Annotated in this window: 10 protein-coding genes; 4 read left to right on the top strand and 6 right to left on the bottom strand. The window is 59.3% G+C overall.

Going from position 1 to position 14,193, the window contains the following annotated elements:
• Positions 1–6: 6 nt before the first annotated feature.
• Positions 7–1,311 carry an isocitrate lyase gene (gene aceA, locus F506_RS16320; protein ID WP_053199141.1) on the bottom strand — a complete coding sequence of 435 codons (1,305 nt, stop codon included), beginning with the start codon at positions 1,309–1,311 and terminating at the stop codon, positions 7–9.
• Positions 1,312–1,710: 399 nt separating this feature from the next.
• Between aceA and F506_RS16325 the strand changes: the two genes are divergently transcribed.
• Positions 1,711–2,250 (top strand): PaaI family thioesterase, encoded by a 540-nt coding sequence (locus F506_RS16325; protein ID WP_053199142.1) that lies wholly within the window; start codon positions 1,711–1,713, stop codon positions 2,248–2,250.
• A 155-nt stretch (positions 2,251–2,405) separates the two neighbouring features.
• Positions 2,406–4,640: an FUSC family membrane protein gene (locus F506_RS16330; RefSeq protein WP_053199144.1), complete on the top strand. Its 2,235-nt coding sequence runs from the start codon at positions 2,406–2,408 to the stop codon at positions 4,638–4,640.
• Between the two features lie 57 nt (positions 4,641–4,697).
• On the opposite strand, the gene metE is transcribed toward F506_RS16330, so the two are convergent.
• Entirely contained in the window at positions 4,698–7,010 is a 2,313-nt protein-coding gene (gene metE / locus F506_RS16335; protein ID WP_053199145.1) for a 5-methyltetrahydropteroyltriglutamate--homocysteine S-methyltransferase, read from the bottom strand.
• Between the two features lie 134 nt (positions 7,011–7,144).
• Here metE and F506_RS16340 point away from each other — a divergent pair, with 134 nt between their 5' ends.
• Positions 7,145–8,065 carry a LysR family transcriptional regulator gene (locus F506_RS16340; RefSeq protein WP_053199147.1) on the top strand — a complete coding sequence of 307 codons (921 nt, stop codon included), beginning with the start codon at positions 7,145–7,147 and terminating at the stop codon, positions 8,063–8,065.
• Positions 8,066–8,331: 266 nt separating this feature from the next.
• Positions 8,332–8,628 carry a hypothetical protein gene (locus F506_RS22740; protein ID WP_083457962.1) on the top strand — a complete coding sequence of 99 codons (297 nt, stop codon included), beginning with the start codon at positions 8,332–8,334 and terminating at the stop codon, positions 8,626–8,628.
• Positions 8,629–8,658: 30 nt separating this feature from the next.
• On the opposite strand, the gene F506_RS16345 is transcribed toward F506_RS22740, so the two are convergent.
• From F506_RS16345 to clpB, 4 genes are all read right to left on the bottom strand, one after another.
• Positions 8,659–8,970: a HigA family addiction module antitoxin gene (locus F506_RS16345; RefSeq protein ID WP_053199149.1), complete on the bottom strand. Its 312-nt coding sequence runs from the start codon at positions 8,968–8,970 to the stop codon at positions 8,659–8,661.
• A gap of 13 nt (positions 8,971–8,983) precedes the next feature.
• Positions 8,984–9,262 (bottom strand): type II toxin-antitoxin system RelE/ParE family toxin, encoded by a 279-nt coding sequence (locus tag F506_RS16350; protein ID WP_053199151.1) that lies wholly within the window; start codon positions 9,260–9,262, stop codon positions 8,984–8,986.
• Positions 9,263–9,514: 252 nt separating this feature from the next.
• Complete coding sequence (locus F506_RS16355; RefSeq protein WP_053199153.1) at positions 9,515–11,206, bottom strand: sensor domain-containing diguanylate cyclase; 1,692 nt, start codon at positions 11,204–11,206, stop codon at positions 9,515–9,517.
• 303 nt (positions 11,207–11,509) lie between these two features.
• Positions 11,510–14,101 (bottom strand): ATP-dependent chaperone ClpB, encoded by a 2,592-nt coding sequence (clpB, locus tag F506_RS16360; protein ID WP_053199155.1) that lies wholly within the window; start codon positions 14,099–14,101, stop codon positions 11,510–11,512.
• Positions 14,102–14,193: the final 92 nt, after the last annotated feature.

Below are 14,193 nucleotides of genomic sequence, written 5' to 3' on the forward strand. Positions count from 1 at the left end.
AAATTCTTACGCTACCTTCTTTTCCTTGCCGTCGAAGAATTGTTCATCTTCGGTCGAGCCGTGCAAGGCGGTCGTCGACGACTGGCCTTGCTGGATCGCCTGGGTGACCGCGTCGAAATAACCGGTACCGACTTCGCGTTGATGCTTGACGGCGGTGAAACCCTTGTCGGCAGCGGCGAATTCGGCTTCCTGCAGTTCCACGAAGGCCGACATCTGGTTGCGCGCATAGCCGTGCGCCAGGTTGAACATCGAATAGTTCAGCGCGTGGAAGCCGGCCAGCGTGATGAACTGGAACTTGTAGCCCATGGCGCCCAGTTCCTTCTGGAATTTGGCGATGGTGGCGTCGTCCAGGTTCTTCTTCCAGTTGAACGACGGCGAGCAGTTATACGACAGCATCTTGCCCGGGAACTTCGCATGGATGGCTTCGGCGAATTTCTTCGCGAAGGCCAAGTCCGGCTTGCCGGTTTCACACCAGACCAGATCGGCGTATTCCGCATAGGCCAGACCGCGCGAGATCGCCTGGTTGATGCCCGGGCGGGTCTTGAAGAAACCTTCGACGGTACGCTCGCCGGTCAGGAAAGGCTTGTCGTTGTCGTCCACGTCGGACGTCAGCAAGTCAGCCGCCTCTGCATCGGTACGGGCGATCACCAGCGTGGTGGTGCCGGAGACGTCGGCAGCCAGGCGCGCCGCGTTGAGCTTCTCGACCGCTTCACGGGTCGGCACCAGCACCTTGCCGCCCATGTGGCCGCACTTCTTCACCGATGCCAACTGATCTTCGAAGTGGACACCGGCGGCGCCTGCATCGATCATCGACTTCATCAGTTCATAGGCGTTCAGCACGCCGCCGAAACCGGCTTCCGCATCGGCCACGATCGGCGCGAAGAAGTCGATGTCGTTCTTGCCTTCCGACCACTGGATCTGGTCGGCGCGCTGGAAGGTATTGTTGATGCGCTTGACCACCATCGGCACCGAATTGGCCGGATACAGCGACTGGTCGGGGTACATTTCACCGGCCAGGTTGGCGTCGCCGGCGACTTGCCAGCCGGACAGATAGATCGCCTTCAGGCCGGCCTTGACCTGTTGCATCGCCTGGTTGCCGGTCAGCGCACCGAGCGCGTTGACGAAGGGTTCGTTGTTGACCAGATTCCACAGCTTTTCGGCGCCGCGCTTGGCCAGCGTGTGCTCAATCTGCACCGAGCCGCGCAGACGCACCACATCGTCGGCCGAGTAGTTGCGCTTGACGCCTTTCCAACGTGGGTTTTCCGCCCAGTCTTTAGCCAGTGCCTGAATTTGTTGTTCACGTGTCGTCATGGTCAATCTCCTTAAGGTAATCAGAAAATGGAGGTCAGAAAGTGAAATCCATGACTTCATAGTAGGCTTTTCGGTGCAGAGCAACAATGTCTTATATAAGACATATCAATAAATTTTTATCATTAATATTCAATAAGTTAATATTCAGTTTTTGCGATACGAAATGAAATTTCTGAAAATGAAATGCTTTCATGATGCTGCGCAATCGAGTTTTTCACAATGTGAAACAACATTTTTGCATCATGAAAACCGGGCCGGATCTGCCCCTTTTGCCGTGGCGCGGATGCCGGGGCATAATGCATTCTGTCTTTCATCATAAAAGTCACGCATCAAACATCAATGCAAAACGATCGCCGTTTTGATCGCCATTTCATAACGATATAAACAATAAGGACCTCCATGAACCCCACCACCAACAGAGAAGAGACACTGCGTCAATGGCAAGCCCGCGAAGCCGAAGTGCGCGCCAAACTGGCTGCGCCCGGCGTAGCGTCGATGGATGACCTGAAGGCCGGCAACGGCATGGATTTCCTCCAGCGCATCTGGGACGGCGAGTTGCCGTCGGTGCCGATCGGCGAAACCATGGATTTCATTCCGGTGGAAGGCGAGCCGGGCCGCATCGTATTCCAGGGCACGCCCGGCAAACAGCATTACAACCCGCTGGGCAGCGTGCACGGCGGCTACTTCTGCACCCTGCTCGACTCGGCTGTTGGCTGCGCGGTGCATTCCGTCCTGCCGCAAGGGATGGGTTACACCACGCTGGAACTGAAGGTCAACCTGATCCGCGCCCTGACCGAGAAGACCGGACCGGTGCGCGCCGAAGGCAAGGTGATCCAGGTCGGCAATCGCATCGGCATCGCCGAAGGCCGCATTGTCGATGCCGACGGCAAGATCTATGCGCACGCGACGACAACCTGCCTGGTGTTCCCGCTGCCGTAACGTGGCGCACGACGGTTGCCGAAGAGCCCCACGTCTCTTTCAGCAGCCGTCCGACACGCATCGATTGCTTATCGATTGCTTATCGGTTGCCTATCGGTTGTCTATTGCAGGCAGAAGAGTCAGAATGGCGCTAATAGAAATCAGCCGACGCCCCCATGCATTACGCCCTGGATATACGCACCTTCCTCTTCAGCCACTATTTCTATACCGGCCTGCGCATTGCCACCGGCGTCGTCGGCCTGACCATGCTGGTGTTCAACATGGCCGACATGCAGACCACCATGACGGTCTTCCTCGGCGCACTGTGCACCAGCCTGATGGACCTGCCCAGCCCGCTGCGCCACAAATTCAATGAAATGCTTGCCGGCGTGCTGCTATGCACGCTGGTGATGCTGGTCATCAGCCTCTGCGCGCCGATCCACTGGCTGGTCAGCGTGGCGATGGTGCTGGTGAGCTTCCTTGCCAGCATGATGGTGGTCTACGGCAAGAAGACCCTGCCGCTGCAGTTCGCCGCACTGATGGTGATGACGCTGTCGATGGAAAACAGCGTACCGGTTGACGAAGCCTTCCTGCATGCCGGCTTCTTCCTTGCCGGCGGTCTCGGCTACCTGACCTACTCGATGATCGTGTCCTATTTTTTGCGGCGACGCGTCAAACAGCAGGTGCTGGCGGAGGCGCTGTTCGAACTGGCGCGCTATCTGCGCATCAAGGCCGATTTCTACGACGTGCGCAGCGACCTGCAGACGCAGTTCACGACGCTGGTGCGCCAGCAGATCGTGCTGGCCGACAAGCTGCAGGCGTCGCGCGACCTGGTGTTGCGCGATATGCATACGAAACAGGACGGCTTGCTGGTGCACGTCCATCTGGGCATGCTGGAGCTGTACGAACAGGTCTTGTCGACGCATGCCGATTACGCCCTGCTGCGCAGCCATTTCGGCGACTCCGACGTCATCATCTTCCTGCGCGACCTGGCCAACAAGACCGCCGAAGACATCGAATCGATCGCCTATGCCGTCACCCGCAAGCGCGTCTCGACACCCACCGTCAACTACAAGGCGGAGCTGCGCGCCGTGCAATACGAAATGCAGCAGCTGCAGCAGGACAACCTGGCCGGCCACATCCCCGACGAAGCCATCACCGTGCTGCGTGTCACCTACAACAAGATCCTCGACATCATCGAGCTGATCTCGCAACTGCACCTGGCCACGCAAACCCCGATCGATGCGATCCCCATCCTGCCGGGGTCCGACATGACCCCGTTCCTGACCCAGCAAAAGTACAAGGCCGGCCTCCTGATCGCCAACCTGCGCTGGCAATCGCCGATCTTCCGCTTCGCCATCCGTGTGGCGCTGGCGGTCTCGACCGGTTTGTGGATCGCCGCGCACCTGCCGTACATGTCGCACGGCTACTGGATCGTGCTGACTATCGTCATCATCCTCAAGCCCAATTTCAGCTCGACCAAGCAACGCATGAGCGACCGCCTGATCGGCACCATCATCGGTTGCCTGCTGACCGCGCTGATCCTGCGCTTCGTGCATGATCCGATGGGCTTGCTGGCGGTGCTGTTCATCGCCAGCGTGGCGGCGCCGGCCTTCACCTACGTCAAATACCGCTACACCGCGATCGCGGCCTCGGTGCAGATCCTGATGCTGCTCAACTTGCTGCTGCCGGCCGGCCATCACAGCGTCGTCAGTGAACGCCTGATCGACACCATCATCGGCGTGGCCATCGCGACCATCTTCAGCTACGTGCTGCCGAGCTGGGAGTACCGCGACCTGCCGCGCCTGCTCAAGAACGTGCTGCACGCCAGCCATCGCTACATCAAGGCCAGCCGCGACATGCTGGAAGGCAAAGTGGGCGATGATTTCTTTTACCGCGTCTGCCGCAAGGGATTCATGGACAGCCTGTCGGCGCTGATTTCGGCGCAGGTGCGCATGATGGACGAACCGATCAGCAAGCAGCGCGCGGTGCGCGAGATCAATCGTTTCGTGGTGCAGAACTATCTGGTGGCCGCCCATATCGCCGCTTTGCGCATCCTGCTGCGCCGCCATGCGGAAGGCCTGCCGCGCGACCCGGTCAACAAGCTCATCGAACAGACCTACCAAAACGCCACCGCCCACCTGCTGCACGCGCAAGGCATCCTGGCCGGCCCCGGCGGCGCTGCAGCAGCAGCCGCGACCGTGCCGGTGGAAGAAGTCGTACCCGCCGGTCCGCTGGCGGAAACTGCGGCTGCCGAAGACATCGCGCCGGCGATCCAGCCCGATGTCGCCGAATGGTCCGGCTGGCATACCTTCCGACGCCGCTCCGCCCTGCTCGACAACGACCTGCAGGAGATCGTGGCGCAAACCGGCGCCATCGAAAGCATCCTGCGCAAAGCGGAGGCCGCATGAACAACGGCAGGAATACCGTTCAGAAACACTAACCCCGGTTGCCCGGCCTCCTTCGCTTCAGGCGGCAGCAGGCTTGCTTCGTGCACGCTCCCGCAACTCGCGCGCCGCCTGCACCATGTGCGACAAGGCTTCATAGGTTTCCGGCCAGTTGCGCGTCTTCAGTCCGCAATCGGGATTGATCCACAGGCGCTCGTCGGGAATCACGCCGCGCGCCTTCTCCATCAGCCGCACCATGTCGCCGGCCTGCGGAATACGCGGCGAATGGATGTCGTACACGCCCGGGCCAATGTCGTTCGGATATTGAAAGCGGCCGAAACCGTCCAGCAGCTCCATGCCGGAACGCGAGGTCTCGATCGTGATGACATCGGCGTCCATCGCGGCGATCCACGGCAGGATGTCGTTGAATTCCGAATAGCACATGTGGGTGTGGATCTGCGTCTCGTCCTTCACGCCCGCGGCGCTGATCCTGAAGGCACGCACCGCCCAGTCCAGATATTCCTTCCAGTCGCCGGCCTTGAGCGGCAGGCCTTCGCGGAAGGCCGGCTCATCGATCTGGATCATGCCGATGCCGGCCTTTTCCAGGTCGCAGACTTCGTCGCGCAAGGCCAGCGCAATCTGCAAGGCCGTGGTCGAGCGCGGCTGGTCGTCGCGCACGAATGACCATTGCAGCATCGTCACCGGCCCGGTCAGCATGCCCTTCATCGGCTTTTGCGTGAGGCTTTGCGCGAACTGGCTCCAGCCCACCGTCATCGCTTCGGGCCGGTACACGTCGCCATAGATGAACGGCGGCTTCACGCAGCGCGAGCCATAGCTTTGCACCCAGCCGTTGGCGCTGAAGGCGTAGCCCCACAACTGCTCGCCGAAATACTCCACCATGTCGTTGCGTTCCGGCTCGCCGTGCACCAGCACGTCAAGGCCGAGTTGTTCCTGCCGCTCCACCACCAAACGGATTTCGTCGCGCATGCGGTTGAGGTAATCCAGATGGCCGGTTTCGCCGCGCTTGTAGGCGGCGCGGACCGCGCGTATCTGCGGCGTCTGCGGGAACGAACCGATGGTCGTGGTCGGGAACGCCGGCAGCTTCCAGCGCTTCTGCTGCGTCGCGATGCGCGCCGGGAAGGCCGAGCTGCGGTCGGCATCGGCGGCCGTGACCGCCTTCAATCGTTTCTGCACCAATGCGTTGTGGATGCGCGGCGAACTGCGGCGACCCGCCAGCGCCGTCCGCGCGGCAGCGAACTGGCCGGCAACGACGTCGGCGCTGCCGTTGAGCGCTTGCCTGAGCACGAAGATTTCATCGAGTTTTTGCGTGGCGAACGCCAGCCATTGCCTGATCTCGCCATCAAGCTTGTGTTCGTTCGCCAGATCAACCGGCACGTGCAGCAGCGAGCAGCTCGACGCCACCCAGAGACGCTTGCCCAGCTTGTCGTGCAAAGGCTTCAGCGTCGCCAGTGCGGCGTCCAGATCGCAGCGCCAGATATTGCGGCCGTCGACGATGCCGACCGAGAGTACTTTGTCCTGCGGCCATTTGTCGGCGAACTCCTGCAACTGTGCAACGCCGCGCACGCCGTCCAGATGCACGCCTGCCACCGGCAGGCTGCGCAACAGATCGGCATGCGCGCTGACCGTGTCGAAATAGGTTGTCAGCAGCAAGGACGGCGCGGCATTGGCGAGCGTGAGGTAGACCGGCAGGAAGGCATCCAGCCATTCGCGTCCCAGCTCCAGCGCCAGGATCGGCTCGTCAATCTGCACCAGCGTCACGCCCTGCCCGCGCAGACGCAGCAGCAGCTTTTCATAACCGGCGACGACTTTCGGCAACAGCTCCAGCTTGTGCGACAGGCCCGATTTGATCTTGCCGAGGAACAGCAGGCTCAGCGGCCCCAGCAATACCACCTTGGCCTGATGCGACTGCGCTTGCGCTTCGGCCACCTCGTCGAACAGCCAGTCGACGCCGTGATCGAAGGTCAGATCAGGCGTCCATTCCGGCACGAGGTAGTGATAGTTGGTATCGAACCACTTGGTCATTTCCATGGCGAAGTGGTCCTTGTCGCCGCGCGCCATGACGTAGTACGCAGCCAGGTCGAGCTTGCCGGAGTCCAACCCGAAGCGGGCCGGCAGCGCACCCAGCAACGCCAGCGTGCCGAGCACGTGGTCGTACCAGGCGAAATCGCCCACGGTAACGTAGTCCATGCCGGCCGCCGCCTGGACCTGCCAGTGACGGGCGCGCAATGCCTTGCCGGTGGCGCGCAGTCCGGCTTCGTCGGACTCGCCTTTCCAGAACGACTCCATCGCTGTTTTCAACTCGCGCTGTGCACCGATGCGCGGAAAACCCAACACGTGCGCGACATATTCTCCCTGCGCTGCAGAACCGGCCATCGTCCATTCCCCTTTAAATATGACGGGGGATGGTGCAACCGATTGCCACACCATCCCGATGGTTGGCATGTTGAGCGAACATGGACTATGATTCAAACGATATATTTTTAGAATCAACTTGAATTTTACTAATAATGCATTCCCTCCTCGAATTGCGTCACCTGAAGACCCTGCAAGCCCTCAGGGAAGCCGGCAACCTGTTGCGTGCGGCCACCCTGCTCAATGTCACGCAATCGGCGCTGTCGCACCAGATCAAGCAGCTCGAAGACCATCACGGCACCCAGCTGTTCGAGCGCAAATCGGTGCCGGTCCGGTTCACCCCGGCCGGCGACCGCCTGCTGCGGCTGGCCGACGAGGTGCTGCCGCGCATTGCCGACGCTGAACGCGATCTGGCCCGCCTGCAGCAGGGCGAAGCCGGACAGCTGCGCATTGCGGTGGAATGCCATACCTGCTTCGACTGGCTGATGCCGTCCATGGATGTGTTCCGCATGCGCTGGCCGGAGGTCGACATGGACATCGTTTCCGGCTTCCAGGCCGACCCCGTCGGCTTGCTCTACGAACACCGCGCGGACGTCGCCATCGTGGCTGAAATCGACGCCGACGAGCCGGTCGATTACCACGCGCTGTTCCGCTTCGAGATCGTGGCGCTGCTGGCGCATGACCATCCGCTGGCAGGCGCGGATTACCTGACCGCGCAGGACTTTGCGACCGATACGCTGATCACCTACCCGGTGCCGGACGACATGCTCGACGTCGTGCGCCAGGTGCTGAAACCGGCCGGCGTCACCACCCAGCGCCGCACCACCGAACTCACGGTAGCGATGCTGCAACTGGTCGCCAGCCGGCGCGGCATCGCCACGCTGCCGCTATGGGCGGCGCAAAACTATCTGAAGCGGGACTATGTGCTGGCCAAGCGCATCACCCCGGACGGCCTGACCGGACGACTGTATGCGGCATGCCTGCCGGAACTGTCGGGAAAATCGTATCTGGCCGATTTCGTCGCATCCACACGCGAAACCAGCTACCTGAATCTGCCCAACGTCGAATTGCTTTGATGTGGCGTTGACGGCGCCTGGTGACAGACGAAAAAAACCGTGCCGGGCATTAATGCCGTTCAGTTAAGAGGATTTTCTGTTCGAAACGATTCCCTGAATCGGCTTGAAACAATGAAAAAGCGCACTCCGAAATGATTCGGAGTGCGCTTTTTTACCTTACTGAACGGCATGTTTTTTACGTCCTCTGCGCCCACACTCGCGGGCTTTTTTACGCATCTGCTATAGTTCCTGACAATAATTTATAACAATCCATTAAGGGGGAGACGATGAAAATAGCGATAAAAATTGCAGCCTTGGCACTGATCCTGGGAACCGTGGGATTGGCAAGTGCAAAAGGTGGTGCCGGCGGCCATTCTTCTGGCGGCAGCCATTCCTATTCTTCCGGCTACGGCACAGGCTCAAAGACCGAAAGCTCGCATGTAAGCAGCTATAACAAAAGTAACGGCACTCATGTTGATCAGCACAATAGATCCACTCGGGACGATACCAAGCTCAATAACTGGTCTACGAAGGGCAATGCAAATCCCGATACCGGCAAGCCCGGGACTAAACCAGCCTACTAACCGTAGCAAAAAGCGGCTTTTTACCGGTCCTTATGCAGCCTGCGCCATAGGCTGAATTTCTCGTTCGATCCGTTCGCCCACTTCCATCTCAGTTATTTTGAGATCGTAAGCGAGCTGCAGATTCAGCCAGGATTGGGCGTCGCCGCCAAAGAAGCGCGCGAGTCGCAAGGCGGTGTCCGGAGTAATACCTCGGCGTTCATTGATGATTTCCCCAATACGCGTAGCAGGGACGTGCAAGGCAATAGCCAATGCATTGGCGCTCAACTCTGCAGGAGCAAGAAAGTCTTCTTTAAGAATTTCGCCCGGATGAACCGGGCGCATACGATTAATTAATTTAGTCATGATGTCTTGCCTCTCAGTGGTAATCCACGATCTCGACTTGAGTTGGTCCCTTATCAGTCCACACGAAACAGATACGGAATTGATCGTTGATCCTGATACTGTGCTGCCCGGCACGATTGCCGATGAGCGCCTCCAACCGATTTCCCGGTGGAGAACGGAGAAAGTCCAACGTTACTGCGGAGTCAAGCATTTGCAGTTTGCGTTCAGCTGTGTTTCTGAAATTTGCAAACCTCGCAACGCTCTGCCCTTGGTAAAAGGACTCGGTATCTTTGCATTGGAAGCTAAGTATCATGGTGACACACTATAACGTTTAACGTTAAACGTCAAACGTTACATGATTTAGTTGCCACAAAAATATAAAAGTTCGATTCGGACGAACACAGCTACAGCCAATTCAAAAGCTATCCCCCATTTTTGTTCGAAACGATTCCCCAAATCGGCTTGAAACAATGAAAAAGCGCGCTCCGAAATGATTCGGAGCGCGCTTTTTTACCTTAACTAAACGGCATTAGTGCCGGGCACGGTTTGGTTCACGCGCCGCTTACTACTTGTCCTTGCCGTCATACGAAAGAATCCGATGCATGCGCTTCTGCTCGAACATGCGCTCGTCGGCGACGCGCAACAGCGTTTCGATATCCAGGCCGTCTTGCGGGAACAAGGCCACGCCGATGGACGCATCGACGTGGTATTGGTTGCCGTCGCGCCCCTCGATAGGCTGGTTGAGGAAGTTGCGGATCTTTTCGGCGATCGACTTGGCGATGTTCTCATCCGTCACGCCATGCAGGTAGACCACGAATTCGTCGCCGCCGAAACGCGCCACCGAGTCGTCCTTGCGCAAGGCGTGCTGCAATTGCGACGCCGCCGAAATCAGGACCTTGTCGCCTTCGTCATGTCCATACTGGTCGTTGATCGCCTTGAATTTGTCGAGATCGATGAACAGCAGCGCAAATTGCAACGGCGTCACTTCAGTGCCTTTGCGCCGGCGGAAGTCGATCTGCGCGATGAAGGAATCGCGGTTGAGTACGTTGGTCAGACGGTCGGTGCGCAGGTTGCGTTCCATTTCCTGGAAGCTCTGCGCCAGCTGGCCGATTTCGTCGCGGCGGTCGATATTGAGCGACGGGAAAGGCTCGCCGTTACCGATGCTCTTGGCCGCCAGCGTCAGCTTGCGGATGTCGCGCAGCACCCAGCGCAGGATTGCGAAGCCGAGCACGAACGTCATGCACACGGCGATGAAACCCAGCAGCAGCGTCTGGTAGACGCCGCCGGTCACCGAACCGAGGAAGTCCGAGCGGCTCACCGCGCTGACCGCCACCCAGTCCAGACCGGCATCGTCATGATGCAGGCGGAACGCCAGTTCGGTCTTGGGGCCGTCGGTCTGCAACGACTGGATCACCAGCTTGCCCGGCTCAAGCTTTTGCGTCTTCATGTAGGCGCCCAGATCGGCAAATGCCTGGCGCACGATCGGCGATGTGCTCTGGCCGGCATTCAGGCGCACGAAGTTGGCGCCGTCGACCTTATGGATAGGCTCGTTCACCGAGGTGGCGATCAGGTCGCCCGACATCTCGACGATGAAGGCGACGCCATTCTTCGTCAGCGGCAAAGCTTGCAGGAACTCGCTCAGGCGGAGCAGGCCGATGCTGCTGGTGGCTACGCCCAGCAAGACTTGCTCGGGCGAATAGACCGGCTTGGACAAAGTGATGCCGAGGAACTTGAGACGAAAATCCGTAAACACCGGCGACCAGGTTTCCTTCTTGCGCTCGATGGCCTGGCGATACCAGGGACGATTGCGCGGCTCGTAATCCTGGGTGGCGATCAGGGTGGGCGTAGTGCCGGGACCGCGCAAATGGTAGACGTAATTCTTGCCCTGGGGATCGCGGGTGCTGTACATGAAGAGGTTCATCTCTTCCTGCTTCACACCGAGGAAACTGCCGTCGGCGCCGCCGAAATAGACATAGCTGGGATCGTCGAACAGGCTGTTGGCCAGCCACAGGCGCTCTTCCAGTGCAGCTTTGTCCTTGGGAAACGGGATGTAGATCGGCTGACCGCCCTTTTCAGCCGGCGGAATCGGATCCGGCGCCACCACGCGCAGCGTCTCGCGCGCGCCCAGCAGTTGCCGGTCGGTCGCCTGGCCGACACGGTTCATGGTGTCCATCAATGCATTACGCGCCAGCACCTCGGTGGCATCATCGCCGGCGCGATACAGAAACCAGCCTATCGTCACCGCCAGGCATAACATCAGAAATACAAACGGCAGAATGAACAGCCGTTGTAATGAAGATTGCTTCAGAATTCACCCCTTGCTTATGCCACGCTGACCACGATCGTCTTGAACTGTTATTTCACGTGCTTTATTGTTTTTTTATACATGACTTGGCGTCATTTTGCGCCTCATTTCGCGCATCCGGCACGGAACCAAAGAGTTTAATCGTTTATATAAAAAAATTCCCTGAATCCTGAAAAATACCCGTTTTATCGAAGTATTTCACTCAGGAGCTCAGGGAACTAGATAGCATAATTACAAAGAGTTAATCAAGACATTTCAGTTCGGCTCAAACGAAAGTGCGCCATTTTGGACACTTACATGGACGACATCCTTGGGACCGAATTTGCCCTGCAAGATCAGCTTCGACAACGGGTTCTCGATTTCCTGCTGGATCGCCCGTTTCAGGGGTCGCGCGCCATACACCGGATCGAAGCCCGCCTCTGCAATCTTCTGCAATCCGGCGTCGGTAATGACCAGGCCGATATCCATCTTGGCCAGACGTTCCTCGAGGATGTGCAGCTGGATCTTGGCGATCGCACCGATGTTCCTTTCATCAAGCGCATGGAACACCACGATCTCGTCGACGCGGTTGATGAACTCCGGACGGAAGTGCAGCTTGACTTCGGCCATCACCGCCATCTTCACCACCGCCGGATCGCTGTCTTCCATCGCCTGGATCTTGTGCGATCCCAGGTTGGAGGTCATCACGATCACGGTATTCTTGAAGTCCACCGTGCGGCCTTGCCCATCAGTCAGGCGGCCGTCGTCGAGCACTTGCAGCAAGACGTTGAACACATCCGGATGCGCCTTCTCGATTTCGTCGAGCAGGATCACGCTGTACGGTTTGCGCCGCACCGCTTCGGTCAGGTGGCCGCCTTCTTCATAGCCGACATAACCCGGAGGCGCGCCGATCAGGCGTGACACCGAGTGCTTCTCCATGAATTCGCTCATGTCGATGCGGATCATCGCCTCTTCAGTATCGAACAGGTAGGACGCCAGCGCCTTGCACAGTTCGGTCTTGCCCACGCCGGTGGGGCCGAGGAACATGAACGAGCCGTAAGGCTTGTCCGGATCGCCCAGGCCGGCGCGTGAGCGGCGGATTGCATCCGAGACCGCAACAATCGCCTCGTCCTGCCCCACCACGCGTTCGTGCAATACCTCTTCCATGTGCAACAATTTCTCGCGCTCGCCCTGCATCATGCGCGATACCGGGATGCCGGTGGCGCGCGCCACGATTTCAGCGATTTCTTCCGCGCCGACCTGCGTGCGCACCAGGCGCGGCTTGCCGACAGTCTGCTCACTGGCGGCATCCTGCTTGTTCTGCGTTTCCAGCGCCTTCTCCAGCTCGGCCAGCTTGCCGTACTTGAGCTCGGAGACTTTCTGCCAGTCGCTTTTGCGGGTGGCCTCATCCATCTGCAAGCGGATCTGCTCGATTTCTTCCTTCAGATGCTGGCTGCCCTGCACCGTGGCTTTTTCGGCTTTCCAGATTTCTTGCAGATCGGCGTATTCGCGCTCGAGCTTGGCGATTTCTTCCTCGATCAGCGTCAGACGCTTCTGCGATGCTTCATCTTTTTCGCGCTTGACCGCTTCCCGCTCGATCTTGAGCTGGATCAGGCGACGGTCGAGCTTGTCCATGACTTCCGGCTTGGAGTCGATCTCGATCTTGATCTTGGCGGCGGCTTCGTCGATCAGGTCGATCGCCTTGTCCGGCAAGAAGCGATCGGTGATATAGCGGTGCGACAACTCCGCCGCCGCCACGATGGCCGGGTCGGTGATGTCGACGCCATGATGCACCTCGTACTTTTCCTGCAAGCCGCGCAGGATGGCGATGGTCGCTTCCACGCTCGGCTCGTCGACGATGATCTTCTGGAAGCGGCGCTCCAGCGCTGCATCCTTTTCGATGTATTTGCGGTATTCGTCCAGCGTGGTGGCGCCGACACAATGCAGTTCGCCGCGCGCCAGCGCAGGCTTGAGCATGTTCCCGGCATCCATCGCACCTTCGGCCTTGCCGGCGCCGACCATGGTGTGCAGCTCGTCGATGAAGACGATGGTCTGGCCTTCGTCCTGGGCGATCTCCTTGAGGACGGCCTTCAGGCGTTCTTCGAATTCGCCGCGGTACTTGGCGCCGGCCAGCAAGGCCGCCATGTCGAGCGACAACACGCGTTTGGACTTGAGGCTGTCCGGCACTTCGCCGCTGACGATGCGCTGCGCCAGGCCTTCGACGATGGCGGTCTTGCCGACGCCGGGTTCGCCGATCAGCACGGGATTGTTCTTGCTGCGGCGTTGCAGCACCTGGATGGCGCGACGGATTTCATCGTCGCGGCCGATCACCGGATCGAGCTTGCCGGCACGCGCGCGCTCGGTCAGGTCGAGGGTGTATTTCTTGAGCGACTCGCGCTGGCCTTCACCCTCTTGCGAGGATACGCTGGCGCCGCCGCGCGCGGCGCTGATGGCGGACTCCAGCGACTTGCGCGACAGGCCGTTCTCGCGCGCGGCGCGGCCGGCGTCGGACTTGTCCTCGGCCAGGCCGAGCAAGACCATTTCGCTGGCGATGAACTGGTCGCCGTGCTTTTGCGATTCCTTGTCGGCCAGGTTCAGCAAGGCCACCAGCTCACGGCCGATCTGGACTTCGCCGCCGGTGCCAGAGACCTTGGGCAGGCGCGTCAAGGCGTGCTGCAATGCCGAATTCAGTCCGGCCACGTTGACGCCGGCGCGCTGCAACAGCGACCGTGCGCCGCCGTCGTCCTGGGCCAGCAAGGCCAGCACCAGGTGGACCGGATCAATGTATTGGTTGTCGTTGCCGACAGCCTGGCTCTGGGCATCCGCCAGAGCTTCCTGCAATTTCGTGGTGAGTTTGTCGAGACGCATGATGTGCTTTCGCTCCGAATTTTGAATACTAGGAAAATTGGGACGTACGGACATATTTCAAGGAATCGTCCGCGCTTGCAATTGCAAATCAG

The sequence above is a fragment of the Herbaspirillum hiltneri N3 genome, assembly GCF_001267925.1.
GTDB classification, from domain to species: Bacteria; Pseudomonadota; Gammaproteobacteria; order Burkholderiales; family Burkholderiaceae_D; genus Herbaspirillum; species Herbaspirillum hiltneri.